The organism is Streptomyces sp. NPDC003035 (assembly GCF_042888285.1).
Taxonomy (GTDB): domain Bacteria; phylum Actinomycetota; class Actinomycetes; order Streptomycetales; family Streptomycetaceae; genus Streptomyces.
Genome location: NZ_JBIAPJ010000001.1, coordinates 751,532 through 770,163 on the forward strand (window position 1 = coordinate 751,532; position 18,632 = coordinate 770,163).

Annotated in this window: 18 protein-coding genes; 10 read left to right on the top strand and 8 right to left on the bottom strand. The window is 71.9% G+C overall.

Translation table 11 applies throughout. From position 1 onward, the window contains the following. Nucleotides 1–34: 34 nt before the first annotated feature. The 3 genes from ACFYV5_RS03355 to ACFYV5_RS03365 form a co-directional block, all read right to left on the bottom strand. Nucleotides 35–1,009, bottom strand: a complete 975-nt coding sequence (locus tag ACFYV5_RS03355; RefSeq protein WP_389163742.1) for an acyl-ACP desaturase — start codon at nucleotides 1,007–1,009, stop codon at nucleotides 35–37. Nucleotides 1,010–1,289: 280 nt separating this feature from the next. After that, nucleotides 1,290–2,942, bottom strand: a complete 1,653-nt coding sequence (locus ACFYV5_RS03360) for an ABC-F family ATP-binding cassette domain-containing protein (protein WP_389163745.1) — start codon at nucleotides 2,940–2,942, stop codon at nucleotides 1,290–1,292. A gap of 324 nt (nucleotides 2,943–3,266) precedes the next feature. After that, nucleotides 3,267–3,683 carry an SsgA family sporulation/cell division regulator gene (locus tag ACFYV5_RS03365; RefSeq protein WP_355115915.1) on the bottom strand — a complete coding sequence of 139 codons (417 nt, stop codon included), beginning with the start codon at nucleotides 3,681–3,683 and terminating at the stop codon, nucleotides 3,267–3,269. 234 nt (nucleotides 3,684–3,917) lie between these two features. On the opposite strand from ACFYV5_RS03365, the gene ACFYV5_RS03370 reads away from it, so the two are divergent. Next, nucleotides 3,918–5,042: a WD40/YVTN/BNR-like repeat-containing protein gene (locus tag ACFYV5_RS03370; protein WP_389163747.1), complete on the top strand. Its 1,125-nt coding sequence runs from the start codon at nucleotides 3,918–3,920 to the stop codon at nucleotides 5,040–5,042. Between the two features lie 225 nt (nucleotides 5,043–5,267). On the opposite strand, the gene ACFYV5_RS03375 is transcribed toward ACFYV5_RS03370, so the two are convergent. After that, complete coding sequence (locus ACFYV5_RS03375) at nucleotides 5,268–5,567, bottom strand: YciI family protein (protein ID WP_355114972.1); 300 nt, start codon at nucleotides 5,565–5,567, stop codon at nucleotides 5,268–5,270. A gap of 85 nt (nucleotides 5,568–5,652) precedes the next feature. Here ACFYV5_RS03375 and ACFYV5_RS03380 point away from each other — a divergent pair, with 85 nt between their 5' ends. The 4 genes from ACFYV5_RS03380 to ACFYV5_RS03395 are packed head-to-tail and all read left to right on the top strand — an operon-like array spanning nucleotide 5,653 to nucleotide 7,767. Continuing rightward, complete coding sequence (locus ACFYV5_RS03380; RefSeq protein WP_389163751.1) at nucleotides 5,653–6,351, top strand: endonuclease V; 699 nt, start codon at nucleotides 5,653–5,655, stop codon at nucleotides 6,349–6,351. Beyond that, entirely contained in the window at nucleotides 6,348–7,265 is a 918-nt protein-coding gene (locus ACFYV5_RS03385; protein WP_389163753.1) for a hypothetical protein, read from the top strand. Before ACFYV5_RS03380 ends, ACFYV5_RS03385 begins: the two co-directional genes overlap by 4 nt. Beyond that, nucleotides 7,262–7,396: a morphogenic membrane protein MmpA gene (gene mmpA / locus ACFYV5_RS03390; RefSeq protein ID WP_355114978.1), complete on the top strand. Its 135-nt coding sequence runs from the start codon at nucleotides 7,262–7,264 to the stop codon at nucleotides 7,394–7,396. Before ACFYV5_RS03385 ends, mmpA begins: the two co-directional genes overlap by 4 nt. Next, a complete protein-coding gene (locus tag ACFYV5_RS03395; RefSeq protein WP_389163756.1) occupies nucleotides 7,393–7,767 on the top strand; it encodes a VOC family protein in 375 nt (124 codons plus the stop codon). Before mmpA ends, ACFYV5_RS03395 begins: the two co-directional genes overlap by 4 nt. 30 nt (nucleotides 7,768–7,797) lie before the next feature. Here ACFYV5_RS03395 and ACFYV5_RS03400 read toward each other — a convergent pair whose 3' ends face one another. Together ACFYV5_RS03400 and ACFYV5_RS03405 are read right to left on the bottom strand one after the other, a co-directional pair. After that, a complete protein-coding gene (locus ACFYV5_RS03400; RefSeq protein WP_389163759.1) occupies nucleotides 7,798–9,003 on the bottom strand; it encodes a saccharopine dehydrogenase family protein in 1,206 nt (401 codons plus the stop codon). 82 nt (nucleotides 9,004–9,085) lie between these two features. After that, nucleotides 9,086–9,601: a hypothetical protein gene (locus tag ACFYV5_RS03405; protein WP_389163762.1), complete on the bottom strand. Its 516-nt coding sequence runs from the start codon at nucleotides 9,599–9,601 to the stop codon at nucleotides 9,086–9,088. 150 nt (nucleotides 9,602–9,751) lie between these two features. On the opposite strand from ACFYV5_RS03405, the gene ACFYV5_RS03410 reads away from it, so the two are divergent. From ACFYV5_RS03410 to ACFYV5_RS03425, 4 genes are read left to right on the top strand one after another with little or no spacing between them, the layout of a single operon-like run. Beyond that, nucleotides 9,752–10,909, top strand: a complete 1,158-nt coding sequence (locus tag ACFYV5_RS03410; RefSeq protein WP_389163765.1) for a CaiB/BaiF CoA transferase family protein — start codon at nucleotides 9,752–9,754, stop codon at nucleotides 10,907–10,909. Beyond that, nucleotides 10,906–12,048, top strand: a complete 1,143-nt coding sequence (locus ACFYV5_RS03415) for an acyl-CoA dehydrogenase family protein (protein ID WP_355114984.1) — start codon at nucleotides 10,906–10,908, stop codon at nucleotides 12,046–12,048. Before ACFYV5_RS03410 ends, ACFYV5_RS03415 begins: the two co-directional genes overlap by 4 nt. A 44-nt stretch (nucleotides 12,049–12,092) precedes the next feature. Beyond that, nucleotides 12,093–13,307, top strand: a complete 1,215-nt coding sequence (locus tag ACFYV5_RS03420; RefSeq protein WP_389163768.1) for an acetyl-CoA C-acetyltransferase — start codon at nucleotides 12,093–12,095, stop codon at nucleotides 13,305–13,307. 34 nt (nucleotides 13,308–13,341) lie between these two features. Beyond that, entirely contained in the window at nucleotides 13,342–15,546 is a 2,205-nt protein-coding gene (locus ACFYV5_RS03425; RefSeq protein ID WP_389163770.1) for a 3-hydroxyacyl-CoA dehydrogenase NAD-binding domain-containing protein, read from the top strand. Here the strand turns inward: ACFYV5_RS03425 and ACFYV5_RS03430 are convergent. Next, entirely contained in the window at nucleotides 15,533–16,264 is a 732-nt protein-coding gene (locus ACFYV5_RS03430; RefSeq protein ID WP_355114989.1) for a MerR family transcriptional regulator, read from the bottom strand. The genes ACFYV5_RS03425 and ACFYV5_RS03430 overlap by 14 nt on opposite strands. Before the next feature lie 150 nt (nucleotides 16,265–16,414). On the opposite strand from ACFYV5_RS03430, the gene ACFYV5_RS03435 reads away from it, so the two are divergent. Beyond that, complete coding sequence (locus ACFYV5_RS03435) at nucleotides 16,415–17,239, top strand: sulfite exporter TauE/SafE family protein (protein ID WP_389163773.1); 825 nt, start codon at nucleotides 16,415–16,417, stop codon at nucleotides 17,237–17,239. Nucleotides 17,240–17,281: 42 nt separating this feature from the next. Here the strand turns inward: ACFYV5_RS03435 and ACFYV5_RS03440 are convergent, their stop codons facing one another. Continuing rightward, nucleotides 17,282–18,628 carry a M48 family metallopeptidase gene (locus ACFYV5_RS03440; protein WP_389163775.1) on the bottom strand — a complete coding sequence of 449 codons (1,347 nt, stop codon included), beginning with the start codon at nucleotides 18,626–18,628 and terminating at the stop codon, nucleotides 17,282–17,284. Nucleotides 18,629–18,632 lie beyond the last annotated feature (4 nt).

The following is an 18,632-nucleotide window of genomic DNA, read 5'->3' on the forward strand; positions in this document are numbered from 1 at the left end:
TGGCCCAGGGGTGGGGTGACACCCCGTGGCGCGGTCAGCCTTCCGCGCGGGCCGCCATCCGCGCCTTGCGCGCCGCGAGCTTCGCGTCGAACTTACTCGCCTCGCTGTCCAGGCCCGCCATGTAGAGCCCGAGCTCCTCCTGGGCCTTCAGGCCCTCGGGGCCCAGGCCGTCGATCTGCAGCACCTTGAGGAAGCGCAGCACCGGCTGGAGGACGTCGTCGTGGTGGATGCGCATGTTGTAGATCTCGCCGATCGCCATCTGCGCCGCCGCCCGCTCGAAGCCGGGCATGCCGTGTCCGGGCATCCGGAAGTTCACGACGACGTCCCGCACGGCCTGCATGGTCAGGTCGGGAGCGATCTCGAAGGCCGCGCCCAGGAGGTTGCGGTAGAAGACCATGTGCAGGTTCTCGTCGGTGGCGATGCGCGCCAGCATCCGATCGCAGACCGGGTCGCCGGACTGGTGGCCGGTGTTCCGGTGCGAGATGCGGGTGGCGAGCTCCTGGAAGGCGACGTACGCGACCGAGTGCAGCATCGAGTGCCGGTTGTCGGACTCGAAGCCCTCGCTCATGTGCGCCATCCGGAACTGCTCCAGCTTGTCCGGGTCGACCGCGCGGGAGGCCAGCAGGTAGTCGCGCATCACGATGCCGTGGCGGCCCTCCTCCGCGGTCCAGCGGTGCACCCAGGTGCCCCAGGCGCCGTCGCGGCCGAAGAGGCTGGCGATCTCGTGGTGGTAGCTGGGCAGGTTGTCCTCGGTGAGCAGGTTCACGACGAGGGCGATCTTGCCGATGTCGGTGACCTTGGACTGCGAGGGGTCCCAGGCCTCGCCGTCCTCGAAGAAGCCGGGGAAGTTCCGGGCGTCGGACCACGGGACGTACTCGTGCGGCATCCAGTCCTTGGTGACCTTGAGGTGCCGGTTGAGTTCCTTCTCGACGACCTCTTCCAGCGCGTACAGCAGGCGGGCGTCGGTCCACCCTGTCGAGCTGCCGAGGTGGGGAGAGGTGAGCGTCACGGGGACTCCTGGGGACGGAGAGGGTACGGAAAAAACTACCTACGCATTCGTAGGTTACGAAACCGTAGGTTAAGGCTCCGTAAGGCGTCGGCCAAGCCCGTCTCGGCGATGTCCGGTTACGTTCCGTTATGTGCGCAGCTGATGGGAGTCCCAAGAGAGGCAGGTCACGCCCTCGGCGCGGGCCGCCGCTCGTGATCACGGCTACGCAGAGCAGACGCGGGGCGGGGACGGGGGACTCGCCCCCGTCCTCGCCCCGCGCGGCGGTACGACGTCCTGGGCGTCACTCCACCGTCAGCGACCCCGGCATTCCCTCCCGTACCGCTTCCGGCGTCGTGGGCCGCAGCTCGCCGTCGAGCAGCAGCCAGCGGGTGATCCCCAGCGACTCCAGGAAGGGCACATCATGGCTCGCCACGATCAGCGCCCCCTCGTACGCCTCCAGCGCCGCCGTCAGCTTCCGGACGGAAGCCATGTCCAGGTTGTTCGTCGGCTCGTCCAGCATCAGCAGCTGCGGAGCGGGTTCGGCGAGCAGCAGCGCCGCCAGTGTCGCCCGGAACCGCTCCCCGCCCGACAGCGTCCCGGCGGCCTGATCCGCCCGCGCGCCCCGGAAGAGGAACCGTGCGAGCCGCGCCCTGATGGCGTTCACCGTCGCCGAGGGCGCGAACCGGGCGACGTTCTCCACCACGCTGAGGCCGTCGTCGAGGACGTCGAGTCGCTGCGGCAGGAAACGCAGCGGTACCTGGGTCTCCACCTCGCCCGACAGCGGCTCCAGCTCGCCGGCGATCGTCCGCAGCAACGTCGTCTTGCCGGCTCCGTTCCGGCCCACGAGCGCGATCCGCTCCGGTCCGCGCAGCTCGAACTCGCCGCCCACCCGGGCTCCGTAGCGCAGTTCCACCTCGCGCAGATACAGCACTCCCCGGCCCGGGTGCACCGTGGTGCGCGGCAGCTCGATCCGGATCTCGTCGTCGTCCCGTACCGCCTCCACCGCCGCGTCCAGTCGCTCCCGCGCCTCGGCGAGCCGCTCGGAGTGCAGGGCGCGGTGCTTGCCCGCCGACACCTGGGCCTCGCTCTTGCGGCTGTTGGCGACGATCTTGGGGACCACCTTGTTCGCCGCGCTCTTCTGCGCGTACCGCTTGCGCCGTGCCAACTTCTGGTGAGCATCGGAGAGTTCACGCTTCTGCCGCTGTACGTCGGCCTCGGCGACCCGCACCATCCGCTCGGCCGCCTCCTGTTCGGCGGCCAGCGCCTCCTCGTACGCGGAGTACGCGCCGCCGTACCAGCCGACCTCTCCGTCCCGCAGATCGGCGATCTGGTCGACCCGTTCCAGGAGTTCGCGATCGTGGCTGACCACGACCAGCACCCCGGACCAGGCGTCCACCGCTTCGTACAGCCTGCGGCGGGCGGAGAGATCGAGGTTGTTGGTCGGCTCGTCGAGGAGCAGGATGTTCGGCCGGGCGAGCAGCAGCGCGGCGAGCCGCAGCAGGACGGACTCGCCGCCCGATACTTCGCCGATGGTCCGGTCGAGCCCGATGTGACCGAGTCCGAGCTGGTCGAGCGTGGCGCGGGCCCGCTCCTCCACGTCCCAGTCGTCGCCGACGGCGGCGAAGTGGGCCTCGGAGGGGTCGCCCGCCTCGATGGCGTGCAGCGCGGCACGGGTGGCGGCGATGCCGAGCGCCTCCTCGACCCGCAACGCGGTGTCGAGGGACAGGTTCTGCGGGAGGTAGCCGACCTCGCCGACTGTGCGGATCGTGCCGGCGGCGGGGGTCAGCTCACCCGCGATGAGCTTGAGGAGCGTGGACTTGCCCGATCCGTTGAGGCCGATCAGGCCCGTTCTGCCGGGGCCGACCGCGAGCCGGAAGTCGTCGAGGACCTCGGTGCCGTCGGGCCAGGAGAAGGAGAGGGACGAGCAGGTGATGAACGTGGGATGGGTCGCCATGGGGGCCTCCCGGTTGCAAGAGCGTGGGCTGGGGCAACGGGTGAGACACCGGGGCGCGGGCAGGCACAAGAGCTCGTACGCCGAGGTCGAGGACGGCACACGCGGCGGCAAGGGGCACGCGCGGCACGGTGTCTCGAAACCTCAGACGAGCAACGGCCTTCTCCGATCGGGCGACAACAGGGCCAGGTCAGGACGGTACGCGTCGCGCCGAGTGGGCGGCAAACTATTTTCCGCGGGTGGCGGGTGGCGGGTGGCGGGTGGCGGGTGGCGGGTGCCGGGTGGCGGGCGCGACGGACGTTGCCCGCCCCACCAAGTCCCGGGCGCTCAGGCGTAGTCGTCGAGGAGCTGGGCCAGATCCTGGTCCCAGTCCAGATACTGGTGCTCGCGGCCGACCGGCACCAGGTGCTGCGACCGCTTGAGGAAGCGCCGCAGTTCGGCCGTGCGGATGTGCACCACGGCCACGCCCTCCGGCGCGTGGAACTCGACGACGGTGCGGTCGTAGCCGTACGGACGGACGCGGACGTCGCCGACCCCGGCCGGGCCCTCCACGCCCTCCGCCAGCAGCTCGCGGGAGAACGCCCAGGACACCTCGACGCCCTCCAGCGTCGCGGGCGGAGGGAACGCCATGCTCACGGCGAAGGGATCCTCGCGGTCGTACCGCAGGGTGGCGGGAACGGTTTCCATCCGGGGAGCGGATGCGACCAGACGGGCCTGGACGGCCTGCTCGATGACGGTGGACAAGGCCGGCTCCTCTCACGCGGCTTCGGTTTCTGTCGTCTCCCTGACACAGAGGAAGACGAACGATCGGGCCGGAACGTGCACCGGTGGGGCACGTGAGCTGTGTCACCGCGTGCCCGCCTGTGCGTTTCACCGCGATCCGCCGTGACAATCCGCCGGGTGGGGAGTCCTTGCCCGTCGGCCGTCACCGCGACGCGCTCTGGACGGGATCACAGGCGTGGGCTAGCTTCCGGCGCCATGACGTCCATGGGGAAGACGAGACGAATGATGTCGGTGGGCCTGAGCGGGGCGGCGCTCGCCATGGCCCTGGCGGTCCCGGCGCAGGCCGGGCAGTCCGCGCAGGCCGGGGACGCCGGGGATGCCGGGGAGACCCCCACGGCCGCGGTCGGCTGGCAGCTGACGCAGACGGGTACGGACGCCCGCTTCCGGGGGCTGGCGGCGGTCGACCGCACGACGGCCTGGGCCGCGGGTTCGAAGGGGACGGTGCTGCGGACCACGGACGGCGGCCGGAGCTGGCGGAACGTTTCCCCGCCCGGCGCGGCGGAGCTGGAACTGCGCGACGTGGAGGCGTTCGACGCCCGGCGCGCGGTGGTGCTCGCGATCGGGGAGGGCGAGGCGTCGCGGGTGCTGCGCACCGACGACGGCGGGGCGACCTGGACCGAGACCTTCCGCAACACCGACCCGCGGGCCTTCTACGACTGCATGACCTTCTTCGACCACCGGCACGGACTGGCCATGAGCGACCCGGTGGACGGGAAGTACCGGATCCTGTCGACGCGGAACGGCGGCCGTACGTGGGAGGTGCTGCCGGACGCGGGGATGCCGGCGGCGCTGCCGGGCGAGGCGGGGTTCGCGGCGAGCGGCCAGTGCCTGGTCTCCTCCGGGCCGAAGGACGTCTGGCTGGCGACCGGCGGTGGCGCCACGGCGCGTGTGCTGCACTCCGCCGACCGGGGACTGAACTGGACCGTCGCCGAAGCGGCGATCCCGGCGGGCGAGCCGGCGCGTGGGGTCTTCGGGCTGGCGTTCCGCGACCGTACGCACGGGATCGCGGTGGGCGGCGACTACCGCAAGGACCAGCCGTCCCCGCACGCGGCCGCGGTCACCGGCGACGGCGGCCGCGCCTGGAGCGCCGCGTCCGTGCCGCCGCCCGCCTACCGCTCGGGTGTCGCCTGGCTCCCGCACAGCCGGTCGGCGGCGCTCGCCGTCGGCCCCACGGGCACGGACCTGACGACGGACGGCGGCCGCACCTGGCGGACCGTCGACACCGGCTCGTACGACACGGTCGACTGCACGCGGGACGGCGCGTGCTGGGCCTCCGGCGAGAAGGGCAGGATCGCCCGCCTCGGCCGGAGCCCGGCATGATCCACGAGACAGGCCCTAGGGCGTGTTTCGAAAGTCCCGCCTGGCCCGCGACGCCTGGCACGCACTCCCCCGTAGCCCTTCGGGCACGGGAGGTGCCCCCTCGCTGCGTTGTCGGAGTCATCCAAGTACGTCCAGTACGAGGATGATCCTCCGCCTTGCGATTGCACGCACCAGACGCCGCGGGCCCCGCCCTGCGGGCGGACGGCGCTACTTTCGAAACACGCCCTAGGAGGGCAGCTGCTCCCGGTACGGGGCGAGGGCGTCGGACGTCTTGGTCGCGTAGAACTCCGTGATCCGGTACGCGCAGACGCCCTCGACGCTGAACGGGTCGGCCGCCGCGATCTTCTCGATCTCCGCGCGGTCGACCCCGGCGGCGAGGATGACACCGCCGTCGCGCGGGTTCTTCCGCCCGGAGGCGATGAACACGCCGGCGGCGTACTGCGCGTCGAGCCACTCGATGTGCGCCTCGAGCAGGGCGTCGACCCGCTCGACGGGGGCGGTGTAGGTCAATTCCAGTACGAACATGATCGGCAGGCTACCGGGGGGCGGGGAAGCGGCGGGAAAACCGCTCGCCTGTCGGACGGAGGGGCGCCGTAGGCTGGCCGTCACCATGACGATCATCGACATTCCCGCGGGCTGGCCCGCCGACGAGTCCACCGCCCGTGCCGTGCAGGAGGAGCTGCGGGGACGCCTCGTGCTCGACGAGCCCGGCCCGGCGCCCGGCACGGGGCACGTCACGGGTCTGGACGTGGCGTACGACGACGAGCGCGATCTCGTCGTGGCGGCGGCCGTGGTCCTCGACGCCCGGACGCTCGACGTGGTGGAGGAGGCCACGGCGGTCGGCCGGGTCTCGTTCCCGTACGTCCCCGGCCTCCTCGCCTTCCGCGAGATCCCGACACTGCTCGCCGCGCTCGCCTCGCTGGAGGCCGACCCCGGCCTCCTCGTCTGCGACGGCTACGGCCTCGCCCACCCGCGCCGCTTCGGTCTCGCGAGCCACCTCGGTGTGCTGACCGGGCGCCCGTCGATCGGCGTCGCGAAGAACCCCTTCACCTTCACGTACGACCAGCCAGGACCCGCCCGGGGCGACGTCGGCCCCCTCATGGCCGGCGACGAGGAGGTCGGCCGCGCCCTGCGCACCCAGGCCGGAGTGAAGCCCGTCTTCGTCTCCGTCGGCCACCGCGTCTCCCTGGACAACGCCTGCGCCCACACGCTCCTTCTCGCCCCCCGCTACCGCATCCCCGAGACCACCCGCCACGCCGACTCCCTCTGCCGCCGCGCCCTGAAGGAAGCGCTGGAAACGGCGAGATGACCGAGCTGATCCTCGAGGTGACGGGCCGGCCGCGACCGGGGCTGTGCCTGCGGACGGCCGGGAACCGGCTGGTCCTGACCCAGGGGGACGATCCCGTCCTGTTCGCCGTCGTCGAGCGATACAACGGCGGCGTCGACTTCTACCGGACGGCCGCGCCCCGCCCCCTGCTCCCGCCGCTGCGCGCGGCCGACGCCCGCGCGTACGCGGACCGGCCGGAACGCTGGGCTCACCGCATCGCCCACGCGCTCGCCGAGGATCCGGACGGGCCGCTCCACGACGGCCGCTGGGTGCTCACGGACGACACGGAACGTCTGCGGATCCGGGACGGCCGGGGCCCCGCCGCCTACTGGAGCGAGCTCGTCGTCGAGGGCCACCCGGAGGGGTACATCGACTGGTGGATCCACAACGGCTCCTGGGAGGTCCTGCCGCTGCGACCCCTGCCCGGCGCCGACGACGGCCGCGTCAAGGCGTACCGGAAGCAGGCGCGCGAGGGCATCCTGCCTCCCGTCCTCCTCTGGTGGGTGAGCGGCCTCGACTGCCATCTCCTCCTCGACGGGCACGCGAGGCTCGCCGCCGCGATCGCCGAGGACGTCGAACCCGCCGTCCTCGTGCTGCGGCGGACCGTGCCTCACGACGAGCGCGTACGGGGCGAGGCCGAGGCGGCGGCCGCGTACGAGGCCGAACTCGACCGATACGCCGCGCTCATCGCCCGCCACGGCCCGGCCGTTCCCGACGGCGCCGAGATCGCGGGCGGCCTGCTGGTCCGCCGCCTCGAACAACTCCGGACCGGCGACCGTCCCACCTGGGCCTGGCCCCTGGCCGGAGGTGTGCACGAGTGGCGGAGACTCGTGGACGACCTGAGTACGAGTACGGATGGCGGGGCGCGATCATGGGCGGCAGAGTGGGGCGCATGACAACCCCCGTTCCCACCCCGCTGCGTCCCGTCGAACGCGCCATGATCGCGGTCCTCGCCGTCGCCGGGCTCGTCGCCCTGGCCTGGGTCTGCGCCATGACCTACGTCCTCGCCGTGTGGGTGATGGCGTGATCGGCACCCTGCAGTGCGTCGTGCTCGACTGTACCGACGTGACGGAACTGGCCCGGTTCTACCAGCAGTTGCTCGGTGGCGAGATCAACCGCCCCGACCCGCAGTGGGCCGTCGGCGACGGCTGGGCCACCCTGCACGACGCCGCGGGCGCGCCGGTGCTCGCCTTCCAGGGGGTCGCCGACCACCGGCCGCCGGTCTGGGGCGCGCCCGAGCAGCAGTTCCACCTGGACGTACGGGTGGCCGATCTGGACGCCGCCCACCACGCGGTGCTGGCCCTGGGGGCGTGGCAGCTCGACGAGGGGGACGGCGACCGGGGCTGGCGGATCTACGCGGACCCGGCCGGCCATCCCTTCTGTCTCGTACGCCACTGACGCCCGAGCCGACCGGCGCGTCCGGCGGCGTCAGCCTTCGTACGCCACCCGGAAGCGGATGCCCGCCGCCCGCAGGCGGGCGAGCAGCGCGTCGCCCATCGCCACCGCCGTCGTGACCTGCCCGGCGGTCTTCGGCAGGTCGTCGAGGGCGAGGCACAGGGCGGACTCGGCGAGCATCTTCGCCGTCTCGTCGTAGCCCGGATCGCCCCCCGACACCTCTGTGAACACCCGTCGGCCACCGCCCTCCCCGACGAACCGCACCGAGAACCAGCTCCGTGCCCGCCGTTCCGGGCTCGGACCCTGGCCCGGCTCGTAACGGTCTATCAGCCAGCGGCGGACCGACGGCAGTTGAGCCGCCGCCACACCCGTGCCGACGACGGCGGCGCCGCCGAGCGCCATGGGCAGCGTCTTGACCGAGGCGTAGTGCCGGTAGCGGAAGTCGGGACCGTAGGACTCCAGGGCTCTGGCCGACCGCACCACGACCTGCGGATCGAGCGTCGGCAGCGGCAGCGCCCAGGTGCCGGTCTCCCGGCTGAACCGCGGCCCGCCCAGCGGGGCGCGCGCCCGTCGGCCGACCAACCGGGGTTCGTGCAGGCGCCGTTCGTACGCGGCCCGCAGGATCTCGCGGCCGCGCCCCATCGCCGTCAGGGCCGACGCGAAGGTCCCGCCCGAGAAGACGGCTCCCGCGCGCACGAACCCGTCGACCCGCAGCGGCACGTCCTTCGGCAGCTGCCGGACGGTGAAGTAGACGCCCAGGTCGTGCGGTACGGAGTCGAAGCCGCACGCGTGCACGATCCGGGCCCCGGTCTCCCGGGCCCGCGCGTCGTGCCGTACGTACATCAGGTCGACGAACTCGGCCTCGCCGGTCAGGTCCACATAGTCCGTGCCGGCCTCCGCGCACGCGGCGACGAGACCCTCGCCGTACCAGACGTAGGGGCCGACCGTGGTGGCGACCACCCGGGTGGACTCGGCCAGTTCGCGCAGTGCGTCCGCGTCGGCGGAGTCGGCGACCAGCAGCGGCAGCTCCTCGCACCGCGGCCACCGGGCGGCGAGCCGTGCCCGCAGAGCCGCCAGCTTGGCGCGGCTGCGCCCGGCGAGCGCCCACCGGCAGCCGGTCGGCGCGTGCTCGGCCAGATACTCCGCGGTGAGCTCGCCCACGAACCCCGTCGCCCCGAACAGGACCACGTCGTACGGCCGCTCCGTCGCGTCCCGCCCCATGCCGTTCCCGGTCTCCATCCAGCCCCTCGCCTTCGCCTGCGGATTCCCCTGCGGCTTCCTCTGCGAGCGCGGAGCCTAGCGGTACCGCCCGCGCGGTCCGTCAGCGGTAGTCGTCCGGGTGGTCCTGCATCCAGGTGTTGATCCGGTCGCGGGTGCCGAACAGCTCGGTCCGGTGCTTCTTCAGGTTCTCGGTCGAACGATCGCCGTTCAGCGTGGTTCGCAGGTCCTTGATCCAGGCGATCGGTTCGGGGAAGTGGCCAGGCCCCTTGGGATCCGCCTTCATGGCGCGGTCGAGTCGGTCCAGCTCGTCGTGGATACGGCCGAGGTTGAAGGCGCAGTCGGAGGGCGTGCAGGTGTAGGAGAGGGTCGCCTGAAGGCCGGCGAAGGCGTCCCTGACCCGCACGGGCGGAGGGGTTGGGGTTCCGCCGTCGCCCGCCGGTCCACCATCGTCCGCCGGTCCACCGGCGTCCGGCGTGGCGGTGGCGGGCGGCGAAGAGCTCGAGGTCGCGGGGGCGGCGTTCCCCGCCTGCTCCTCCGCCGAGGAGCACGAGATCAGAAGAGTGGCCGCGAGGGGGGCCGCGAGCAGGGCGGTCATCCCGCGTCTGGATATGCGCATGACCGGACCCTATCGATGCGGATCATGGCTTTCCTCGTCGGCCGAGAGAATTTCCAAGCGCTTGCTCGGCCGGGGGGCTTGTGCGGAGTGGAACACGTTCCTAGCATCACCGGTGTTACATCATTGGTGTCACACACGGCTGGGGGCTCGATGGCAGCGCAGGCGAACGGTGGGACCGGCCCGCTCTCCGGGGTGCGCGTGGTCGAGCTGGCGGGGATCGGGCCCGGCCCGTTCGCCGCCATGCTCCTGGCCGACCTCGGCGCCGACGTCGTCCGGATCGACCGGCCCGGCGGCTCGGGCCTCGGCATCGACCCCGCGTACGACCTCACCAACCGCAACAAGCGCTCCGTCCTGGTCGACCTCAAGTCCGACGACGGCCCCGCCACGGTCCTCGACCTGGTCGAACGCGCCGACATCCTCGTCGAGGGCTACCGGCCCGGCGTCGCCGAACGCCTCGGCGTCGGTCCCGACGCCTGTCTCGCCCGCAACCCGAAGCTGGTCTACGGCCGGATGACGGGCTGGGGCCAGGACGGACCGCTCGCCGCGAGCGCCGGACACGACATCGCGTACATCGCGATCACCGGCACCCTCGGCATGATCGGACCCAAGCCGGACGGCCCGCCCACCGTCCCCGCCAATCTCGTCGGCGACTACGCGGGCGGCTCGCTGTACCTGGTCGTCGGCGTGCTCGCCGCGCTCCAGCACGCGCGCACGCACGGCGAGGGTCAGGTCGTCGACGCGGCCATCGTCGACGGCGCCGCCCACCTCGCCACCATGATCCACGGCATGCTCGCGGCCGGCGGCTGGCAGGACCGCAGGGGCGTCAACCTGCTGGACGGCGGCTGCCCCTTCTACGGCACCTACGAGACCTCCGACGGGCGGTACATGGCGGTCGGCGCCTTGGAGCAGCAGTTCTACGACGAGTTCACGCGCCTGCTCGGCATCGAGGACATCGCCCCCGCCCGTAAGGACTTCGGCCGCTGGGACGAGCTGCGCACCGCCGTCGCCGAGCGCTTCCGCACCCGTACGCGGGACGAGTGGACGGCCGTCTTCGACGGGACCGAGGCCTGTGTGGCGCCGGTCCTCTCGCTGCGCGAGGCCCCCGCCCACCCCCACCTCGCCGCCCGCGCCACCTTCGTCGAGCACGCCGGCTTCACCCAGCCCGCCCCCGCGCCCCGCTTCTCCGCCACCCCCGGGACCGTCCGCTCCGGACCCGCCCGGCCCGGCGCCGACACCGAGGCGGTCGCCCGCGACTGGGCCGTACCCGCACTGACCCGCCAGGAAGCCCCTCAGGAGCCCGAAGCATGAAGCGTCAGCTCTACACCGCCGACCACGAAGCCTTCCGCGAGACCGTCCGCACCTTCCTCGCCAAGGAGGTGCTGCCCCACTACGAGCAGTGGGAGAAGGACGGCATCGTCGCGCGCGAGGCGTGGCGCGCCGCCGGGCGGCAGGGGCTGCTCGGCCTCGCCGTCGACGAGGAGTACGGAGGCGGCGGCAACGCCGACTTCCGCTACAGCGCCGTGCTCGCCGAGGAGTTCACCCGGGCCGGCGCACCCGGCATCGCCCTCGGCCTGCACAACGACATCATCGGCCCGTACCTCACCTCGCTGGCCACCGAGGAGCAGAAGCGCCGCTGGCTGCCCGGCTTCTGCACGGGCGAGCTGATCACCGCCATCGCGATGACCGAGCCGGGCGCCGGATCCGACCTCCAGGCGATCCGGACCAGCGCCGAGGACCGCGGCGACCACTGGGTACTCAACGGCTCCAAGACCTTCATCTCGAACGGCATCCTGGCCGACCTGGTGATCGTCGTCGCGCGGACGACCCCGGAGGGCGGTGCCCACGGGCTGTCGCTGCTGGTCGTCGAACGCGGCATGGAGGGCTTCGAGCGCGGCCGGAACCTCGACAAGATCGGCCAGAAGTCGCAGGACACCGCCGAGCTGTTCTTCCACGACGTCCGCGTCCCCAAGGAGAACCTGCTCGGCGAACTCAACGGCGCCTTCATCCACCTCATGACCAATCTCGCCCAGGAGCGGATGGCCATCGCCGTGGCCGGCATCGCCGCCGCCGAACACCTCCTGGAGATCACCACCACGTACGTGAAGGAACGCGAGGCGTTCGGACGGCCGCTGGCCAAGCTCCAGCACGTCCGCTTCGAGATCGCCGAGATGGCGACCGAGTGCGCCGTCACCCGTACGTTCCTCGACCGCTGCATCGTCGACCACGCGAACGGGGAACTCGACGCCGTCCACGCCTCGATGGCCAAGTGGTGGGCCACCGAGCTGCAGAAGCGCGTCGCGGACCGCTGCCTCCAACTGCACGGGGGCTACGGCTACATGGCGGAGTTCCCGGTCGCCAGGGCCTTCACCGACGGCCGTATCCAGACCATCTACGGCGGGACGACCGAGATCATGAAGGAGATCATCGGACGTTCCCTGCTGGGCTGACCCGCTCTCCCCACCCTCATCGCTGAATCGTCGAAAGGCTTCTCGTGAGCACCGAAGCGTACGTGTACGACGCGATCCGCACTCCGCGCGGCCGCGGCAAGGCCAACGGAGCCCTGCACGGCACCAAGCCCATCGACCTGGTCGTCGGTCTCATCCACGAGATCCGCGCCCGGTTCCCCGGACTCGACCCGGCCGCGATCGACGACATCGTCCTCGGCGTCGTCGGCCCGGTCGGCGACCAGGGCTCCGACATCGCCCGGGTCGCCGCCATCGCCGCCGGACTGCCCGACACCGTCGCCGGCGTTCAGGAGAACCGCTTCTGTGCCTCCGGCCTGGAAGCCGTCAACATGGCCGCGATGAAGGTCCGTTCGGGCTGGGAAGACCTCGTCCTCGCCGGCGGGGTCGAATCCATGTCGCGGGTGCCGATGGCCTCCGACGGCGGTGCCTGGTTCGCCGACCCGATGACCAACTACGAGACCGGCTTCGTCCCCCAGGGCATCGGCGCCGACCTCATCGCCACCATCGAGGGCTTCTCCCGCCGCGACGTCGACGAGTACGCGGCGCTCTCCCAGGAGCGCGCCGCCGCGGCCTGGAAGGACGGCCGCTTCGACCGCTCCGTGGTTCCGGTGAAGGACCGCAACGGACTGGTCGTCCTCGACCACGACGAGCACATGCGCCCCGGCACCACCGCCGACTCGCTCGCCGCCCTCAAGCCGTCCTTCGCGGCCATCGGCGACATGGGCGGCTTCGACGCGGTCGCGCTGCAGAAGTACCACTGGGTGGAGAAGATCGACCATGTCCACCACGCCGGGAACTCCTCCGGCATCGTCGACGGCGCCTCGCTGGTCGCGATCGGCTCCCGGGAGGTCGGCGAGCGGTACGGGCTGACCCCGCGCGCCCGGATCGTGGCCGCGGCCGTCTCCGGCTCCGAGCCGACCATCATGCTCACCGGCCCGGCCCCCGCCACCCGCAAGGCGCTCGCCAAGGCCGGCCTGACGATGGACGACATCGACCTCGTCGAGATCAACGAGGCGTTCGCCGGTGTCGTGCTCCGCTTCGTCAAGGACATGGGCATCAGCCTGGACAAGGTCAACGTCAACGGCGGCGCGATCGCGCTCGGCCACCCGCTCGGCGCGACCGGCGCGATGATCCTCGGCACCCTCGTCGACGAGCTGGAGCGCCAGGACAAGCGCTACGGCCTGGCCACGCTGTGCGTCGGCGGCGGCATGGGCATCGCCACGATCGTCGAGCGCGTCTGACCGTCCGTCCCACCAGCCTTACGGAGAAGCAGCAATGAGCCAGAGCACCACCATCCGCTGGGAGCAGGACGAGACCGGTGTCGTCACCCTCGTCCTCGACGATCCCGCCCAGTCCGCGAACACCATGAACCAGGCGTTCAAGGACTCCATCGCGGCGATCGCCGACCGCGCCGAGGCCGAGAAGGACTCCATCCGCGGCATCATCTACACCTCCGCCAAGAAGACCTTCTTCGCGGGCGGCGACCTCAAGGACATGATCCGGCTGCGTCCGGAGGACGCCCAGCACGCCTTCGACGCCGGCACCGAGATCAAGCGCTCGCTGCGCCGCATCGAGACCCTCGGCAAGCCCGTCGTCGCCGCCATCAACGGAGCGGCGCTCGGCGGCGGTTACGAGATCGCCCTCGCCTCCCACCACCGCGTCGCGCTCGACGCGCCCGGCTCCAAGATCGGCCTGCCCGAGGTCACCCTCGGCCTCCTCCCGGCGGGCGGCGGCGTCACCCGTACCGTACGGCTCATGGGCATCGCGGACGCGCTGCTCAAGGTGCTCCTCCAGGGCACCCAGTACTCCCCGCAGCGGGCACTGGAGAACGGCCTGGTCCACGAGGTGGCCGCCACCCCCGAGGAGATGCTCGCCAAGGCGCGCGCCTTCATCGACACCCACCCCGAGTCGCAGCAGCCCTGGGACGTCAAGGGGTACAAGATCCCCGGCGGGACCCCGTCGAACCCGCGGTTCGCCGCCAACCTGCCGGCCTTCCCGGCCAACCTGAAGAAGCAGCTGAACGGCGCGCCGTACCCGGCCCCGCGCAACATCCTCGCGTGCGCCGTCGAGGGCGCGCAGGTCGACTTCGAGACCGCCCAGACCATCGAGGCCCGCTACTTCACCGAGCTGGTCACCGGCCAGACGGCGAAGAACATGATCCAGGCGTTCTTCTTCGACCTCCAGGCCGTCAACTCCGGCGCGAACCGCCCCCAGGGCATCGAGCCGCGCCCCGTCCGCAAGGTCGCCGTTCTCGGCGCGGGCATGATGGGCGCCGGCATCGCCTACTCCTGCGCCCGCGCCGGGATCGAGGTCGTCCTCAAGGACGTCTCGGCGGAAGCGGCGCAGCGTGGCAAGGAGTACTCCGAGAAGCTCTGCGCCAAGGCCGTCTCCCGGGGCCGTACGACCCAGGCGAAGGCGGACGAACTCCTCGCCCGGATCACCCCGACCGCCGACCCGGCCGACCTGGCCGGCTGCGACGCCGTGATCGAGGCCGTCTTCGAGGACACCGCGCTCAAGCACAAGGTCTTCCAGGAGATCCAGGACGTCATCGAGCCGGACGCGCTGCTCTGCTCCAACACCTCGACGCTGCCGATCACCGTGCTCGCCGAGGGCGTCGACCGCCAGGCCGACTTCATCGGCCTGCACTTCTTCTCGCCCGTCGACAAGATGCCGCTGGTGGAGATCATCAAGGGCGAGCGGACCGGCGACGAGGCCCTGGCCCGCGCCTTCGACCTCGTACGGCAGATCAAGAAGACCCCGATCGTCGTCAACGACTCCCGCGGCTTCTTCACGTCCCGGGTGATCGGTCAGTTCATCAACGAGGGCGTCGCGATGATCGGCGAGGGAGCCGACCCGGTCTCCGTCGAGCAGGCGGCGGCGCAGGCCGGCTACCCGGCCAAGGTCCTCTCCCTGATGGACGAGCTGACCCTCACCCTGCCCCGCAAGATCCGCGACGAGACCCGGCGCGCGATCGAGGAGGCCGGCGGGACGTGGGCCGGGCACCCCTCGGACGCGGTGATCGACCGGATGGTCGACGAGTTCGGGCGTACGGGACGCAGCGGCGGCGCGGGCTTCTACGAGTACGGGGAGGACGGCAAGCGGGCCGGGCTGTGGCCGGGGCTGCGCGAGCACTTCACGCGGGCGGACGCGGACATCCCCTTCGAGACCGTGCCTTTTGAAGATATGAAGGAGCGGATGCTGTTCTCGGAGGCGCTGGACTCGGTCCGCTGCCTGGAGGAGAACGTCCTGACCTCCGTCGCCGACGCCAACATCGGTTCGATCATGGGCATCGGATTCCCCGCGTGGACCGGCGGTGTGCTCCAGTACATCAACGGGTACGAAGGGGGCCTGCCCGGCTTCGTGGCACGCGCGCGTGAACTGGCCGAGAAGTACGGGGACCGCTTCCTGCCGCCGGCGCTCCTGGTGGAGAAGGCCGAGCAGGGCGAGGTGTTCACGGACCAGGCGTTCACGGACTCCTGAAGGCCGTCCGCAGCTCCTCGCTCAGGGAGCGCTGGAACGCTGTGACCAGGGCCTGGATCACCATCGGCTGCATGTGCGCCGACAGCGACTTCATCGCGGCGAGGTGATCCGGGTCCTCGGCGCTCTCCCGGTACGGGTTCCAGACCTCTTCCCGGAAGAGGCGGGAGAGCTCCTGGGCCGCGGCGCGGGCGTGTTCGAGCAGGACGGTGCGGGAGGCGAGGATCGTCTCGTGCGCGATGGGCACGTCGAGGAGCTCGACCCCGAGACGCAGCAGCGTGGAGTCGAGCCGGAAGACGTCCGGGTCGGCCCCCTTGTCGAGGACACCCATCGCGGCGAGCCGGTCGACGTCCGCGTCGGCGAGGGCCCGGCCGGCGCGCCGCTCGAGCTCACGCCGGGTGATCTCCTCGGCCGACTCGGGCGCCCAGGAGGCGACGAGGGCGCGGTGGACGGCGAGATCCCGCGCACTGAGGTCGGGCGGCAGCTGGTGCAGATACCGCTCGATGGCGGCGAGCGTCATGCCCTGCCGCTGGAGCTCCTCGATGAGCGCGAGCCGGGAGAGGTGGTCGGGCCCGTAGTGCCCGACCCGTCGCGGCCCGATGGCCGGCGGCGGCAGCAGCCCCTTGGTGCTGTAGAACCGCACGGTCCGCACGGTGACACCCGCCCGCGCGGCCAACTCGTCGACGGTGAACGTCGGCTGCTCCTCGGTCTCGGTGCCCATCTGAGGTGCCTCGCTTCCGGTGCCGTGCGGTGCCGTGCCGTGCGGTGCCGTGCCGTGCGGTGGCCCGTCGGTGCAACAGTATTGCTGTCTCATCAGTGTTGTAAAAGCGTGCCTTGCCGACGGGGACGGCGTCCGGTGAGGATGCCCGTCATGGCTGCCGACAAGGAACTCGCTCCCGCACGGTCGACGTACTCGACACCGTCGCTCCCCTTGGCGTTCGGTACGGGAGCGGCCGTCGGTGTGCTGGGCGGGATGATCGGGCTGGGCGGTGCGGAGTTCCGGCTGCCGCTGCTGATCGGCCTGTTCGGGTTCGCGGCGCTCGCGGCGGTCATCGTGAACAAGGCGATGAGCCTGGTCGTGGTCCTCGTCGCCCTGCCCGCCCGACTGGCGGCGGTCCCTGCCTCCGAGGTGGCCGCGCACTGGCCCGTCGCGGTCAACCTGCTGGCCGGCAGTCTGCTGGGTGCCTGGGCCGGCGCGACCTGGGCGGTCCGCATGCGCGGCTCCACCCTCTACAAGGTGCTGGCCGCGCTGATGGTGCTCATGGCCGCGGCCCTGCTCCTCACGCACCTCACGACGCTGGGGACGCTCGGGCTGCCGCTGTGGGCGCAGGTGCCCGGCGGAGTCGTCGCCGGCTTCGGCATCGGAGTCGTCGCGGCGATCATGGGCGTCGCCGGAGGTGAGCTGCTGATCCCGACGATCGTGCTGCTGTTCGCGGTGGACATCAAGACCGCGGGAAGCCTCTCCCTGCTGGTGTCCCTGCCGACCATGCTGGTGGCCTTCGCCCGCTACAGCCGGGACGGCAGCTTCGCCGTGCTCGGAACCCACCGCCGCTTCACCGTGGTCATGGCGTCGGGTTCGATCGCCGGTGCGGCGCTGGGCGGCTTGCTCCTCGGTGTGTTCCCGGACCTGGTCCTCATCCCGGCGCTGGCCGTGATCCTGGTCGTCTCCGGGGTCAAGCTCGCCCGCCACGCCTGAGCCCGCGCAGCAGCCCTCGCCGCCGACGGGCCACCTCGAGGGTCAGGCACCGAGGCCGTCACGGACGATCTGCCGCGCCATCGCCTGGGCCGGCTGCCGCAACTCGCCGTCCACGGCCGCCTCGCGCGACGCGTCGAGGACGATGCCGGGCGTGTGGTGGTCGCTCTGCGCGACGTGGCGGCGGCGCAGATGGGTCGGCGGGTGAGTGTCGTCGACGCTGTGACCGCGCAGTTCGGAGACCCGGCGAAGGCGTTCGTACTCGCGCTGCGGTACGGACGCGACCTGCGCCGCGACGCGTTCCCACAGGCCGTCGGCGCGTTCCTCCCGGTCCTCGCCGCGGCTCGGGCCCCCGATCCGGGTGCGGGCGGCGACGGTCTCGCGCTGGAGGGCGGCCTCGGCGCTGTCCATGACGAGGAGCCGGTCCATCAGGCCGGCTGCCCCGTCCGTGCCGGCCGCGCGGGCGGCGGATGCGTCCGCGAGGTACTCCGCACGCTGGGAGGCGCGTAGCGTCGCCTGGTCGAGCAGCAGCGTGACGCCGTGCACGGTCCAGCGCGGGAGGGCGGTGAGCAGGTTGGCGAACAGGTCCATGAGGGAGTCGCCGCCGTTCGGGGCGAGTACGTACCGCCAGGTGCTCAGCGACCGCAGGGCGCTGCCGACGAGGAGACCGTGGCGGGTGTCGCCGTGCGCGTAGTGACCGAACTCGTGGCCCAGCAGAGCGATCCGCTCCTGCCGGTCCAGGATGCTCCACAGGCTCAGTCCGAGCCGCAGGACGCGGTGCCGGCGGATGCCGTACGTACGGACGCCGGCGTTCGCCTCCGGGCCGAGCACCACGGCCTCGACGCCCTTCGTCCCCACCGCCGCGGCGACCTCGTCGAGCAGGGCGAACAGATGCGGGGCATCGGCCCGTTCGAGTACGGGCGCGTCCTGGCGGAGCTTGGTGAAGCTGCCGAACCGGGGCCGGAGGAGTACGGCCAGGCCGAGGAGCAGGGCTCCGATCGCCGGCTGGAAGCCCTCGCCCCAGCGGCCGATGAGCAGCCACAGCCCGAGCGCTGCCAGGACCACGGTGAGGCCGTGCACGGCGACGGCGAGGGCGACCGCCACGACCCCGGAAACCCCCGTTCCGGGCGGGGACGCCGAGGCGGGCTGGAGCGCGAGGTCGGCGAAGAGCCGCTCACCATGGCGCTGGGCCACGGCCCGCCGTAGCCGCTCGACGCGGCCTCCGTCGGGATCGGTCTCCTGCTCGCCCCCCGGGTCCACGTTCCACTCGCACGCGTCGCACCACACGACGAACCGCCGGTCGACCGGGACCCGCTGCCCGCAAGTGGGGCAGTCCCGCTCCCGCGCCTGCGCCCCTCTGTCTTCCTCGGCCTGCTTGATCGTCTCCGTCATCCCC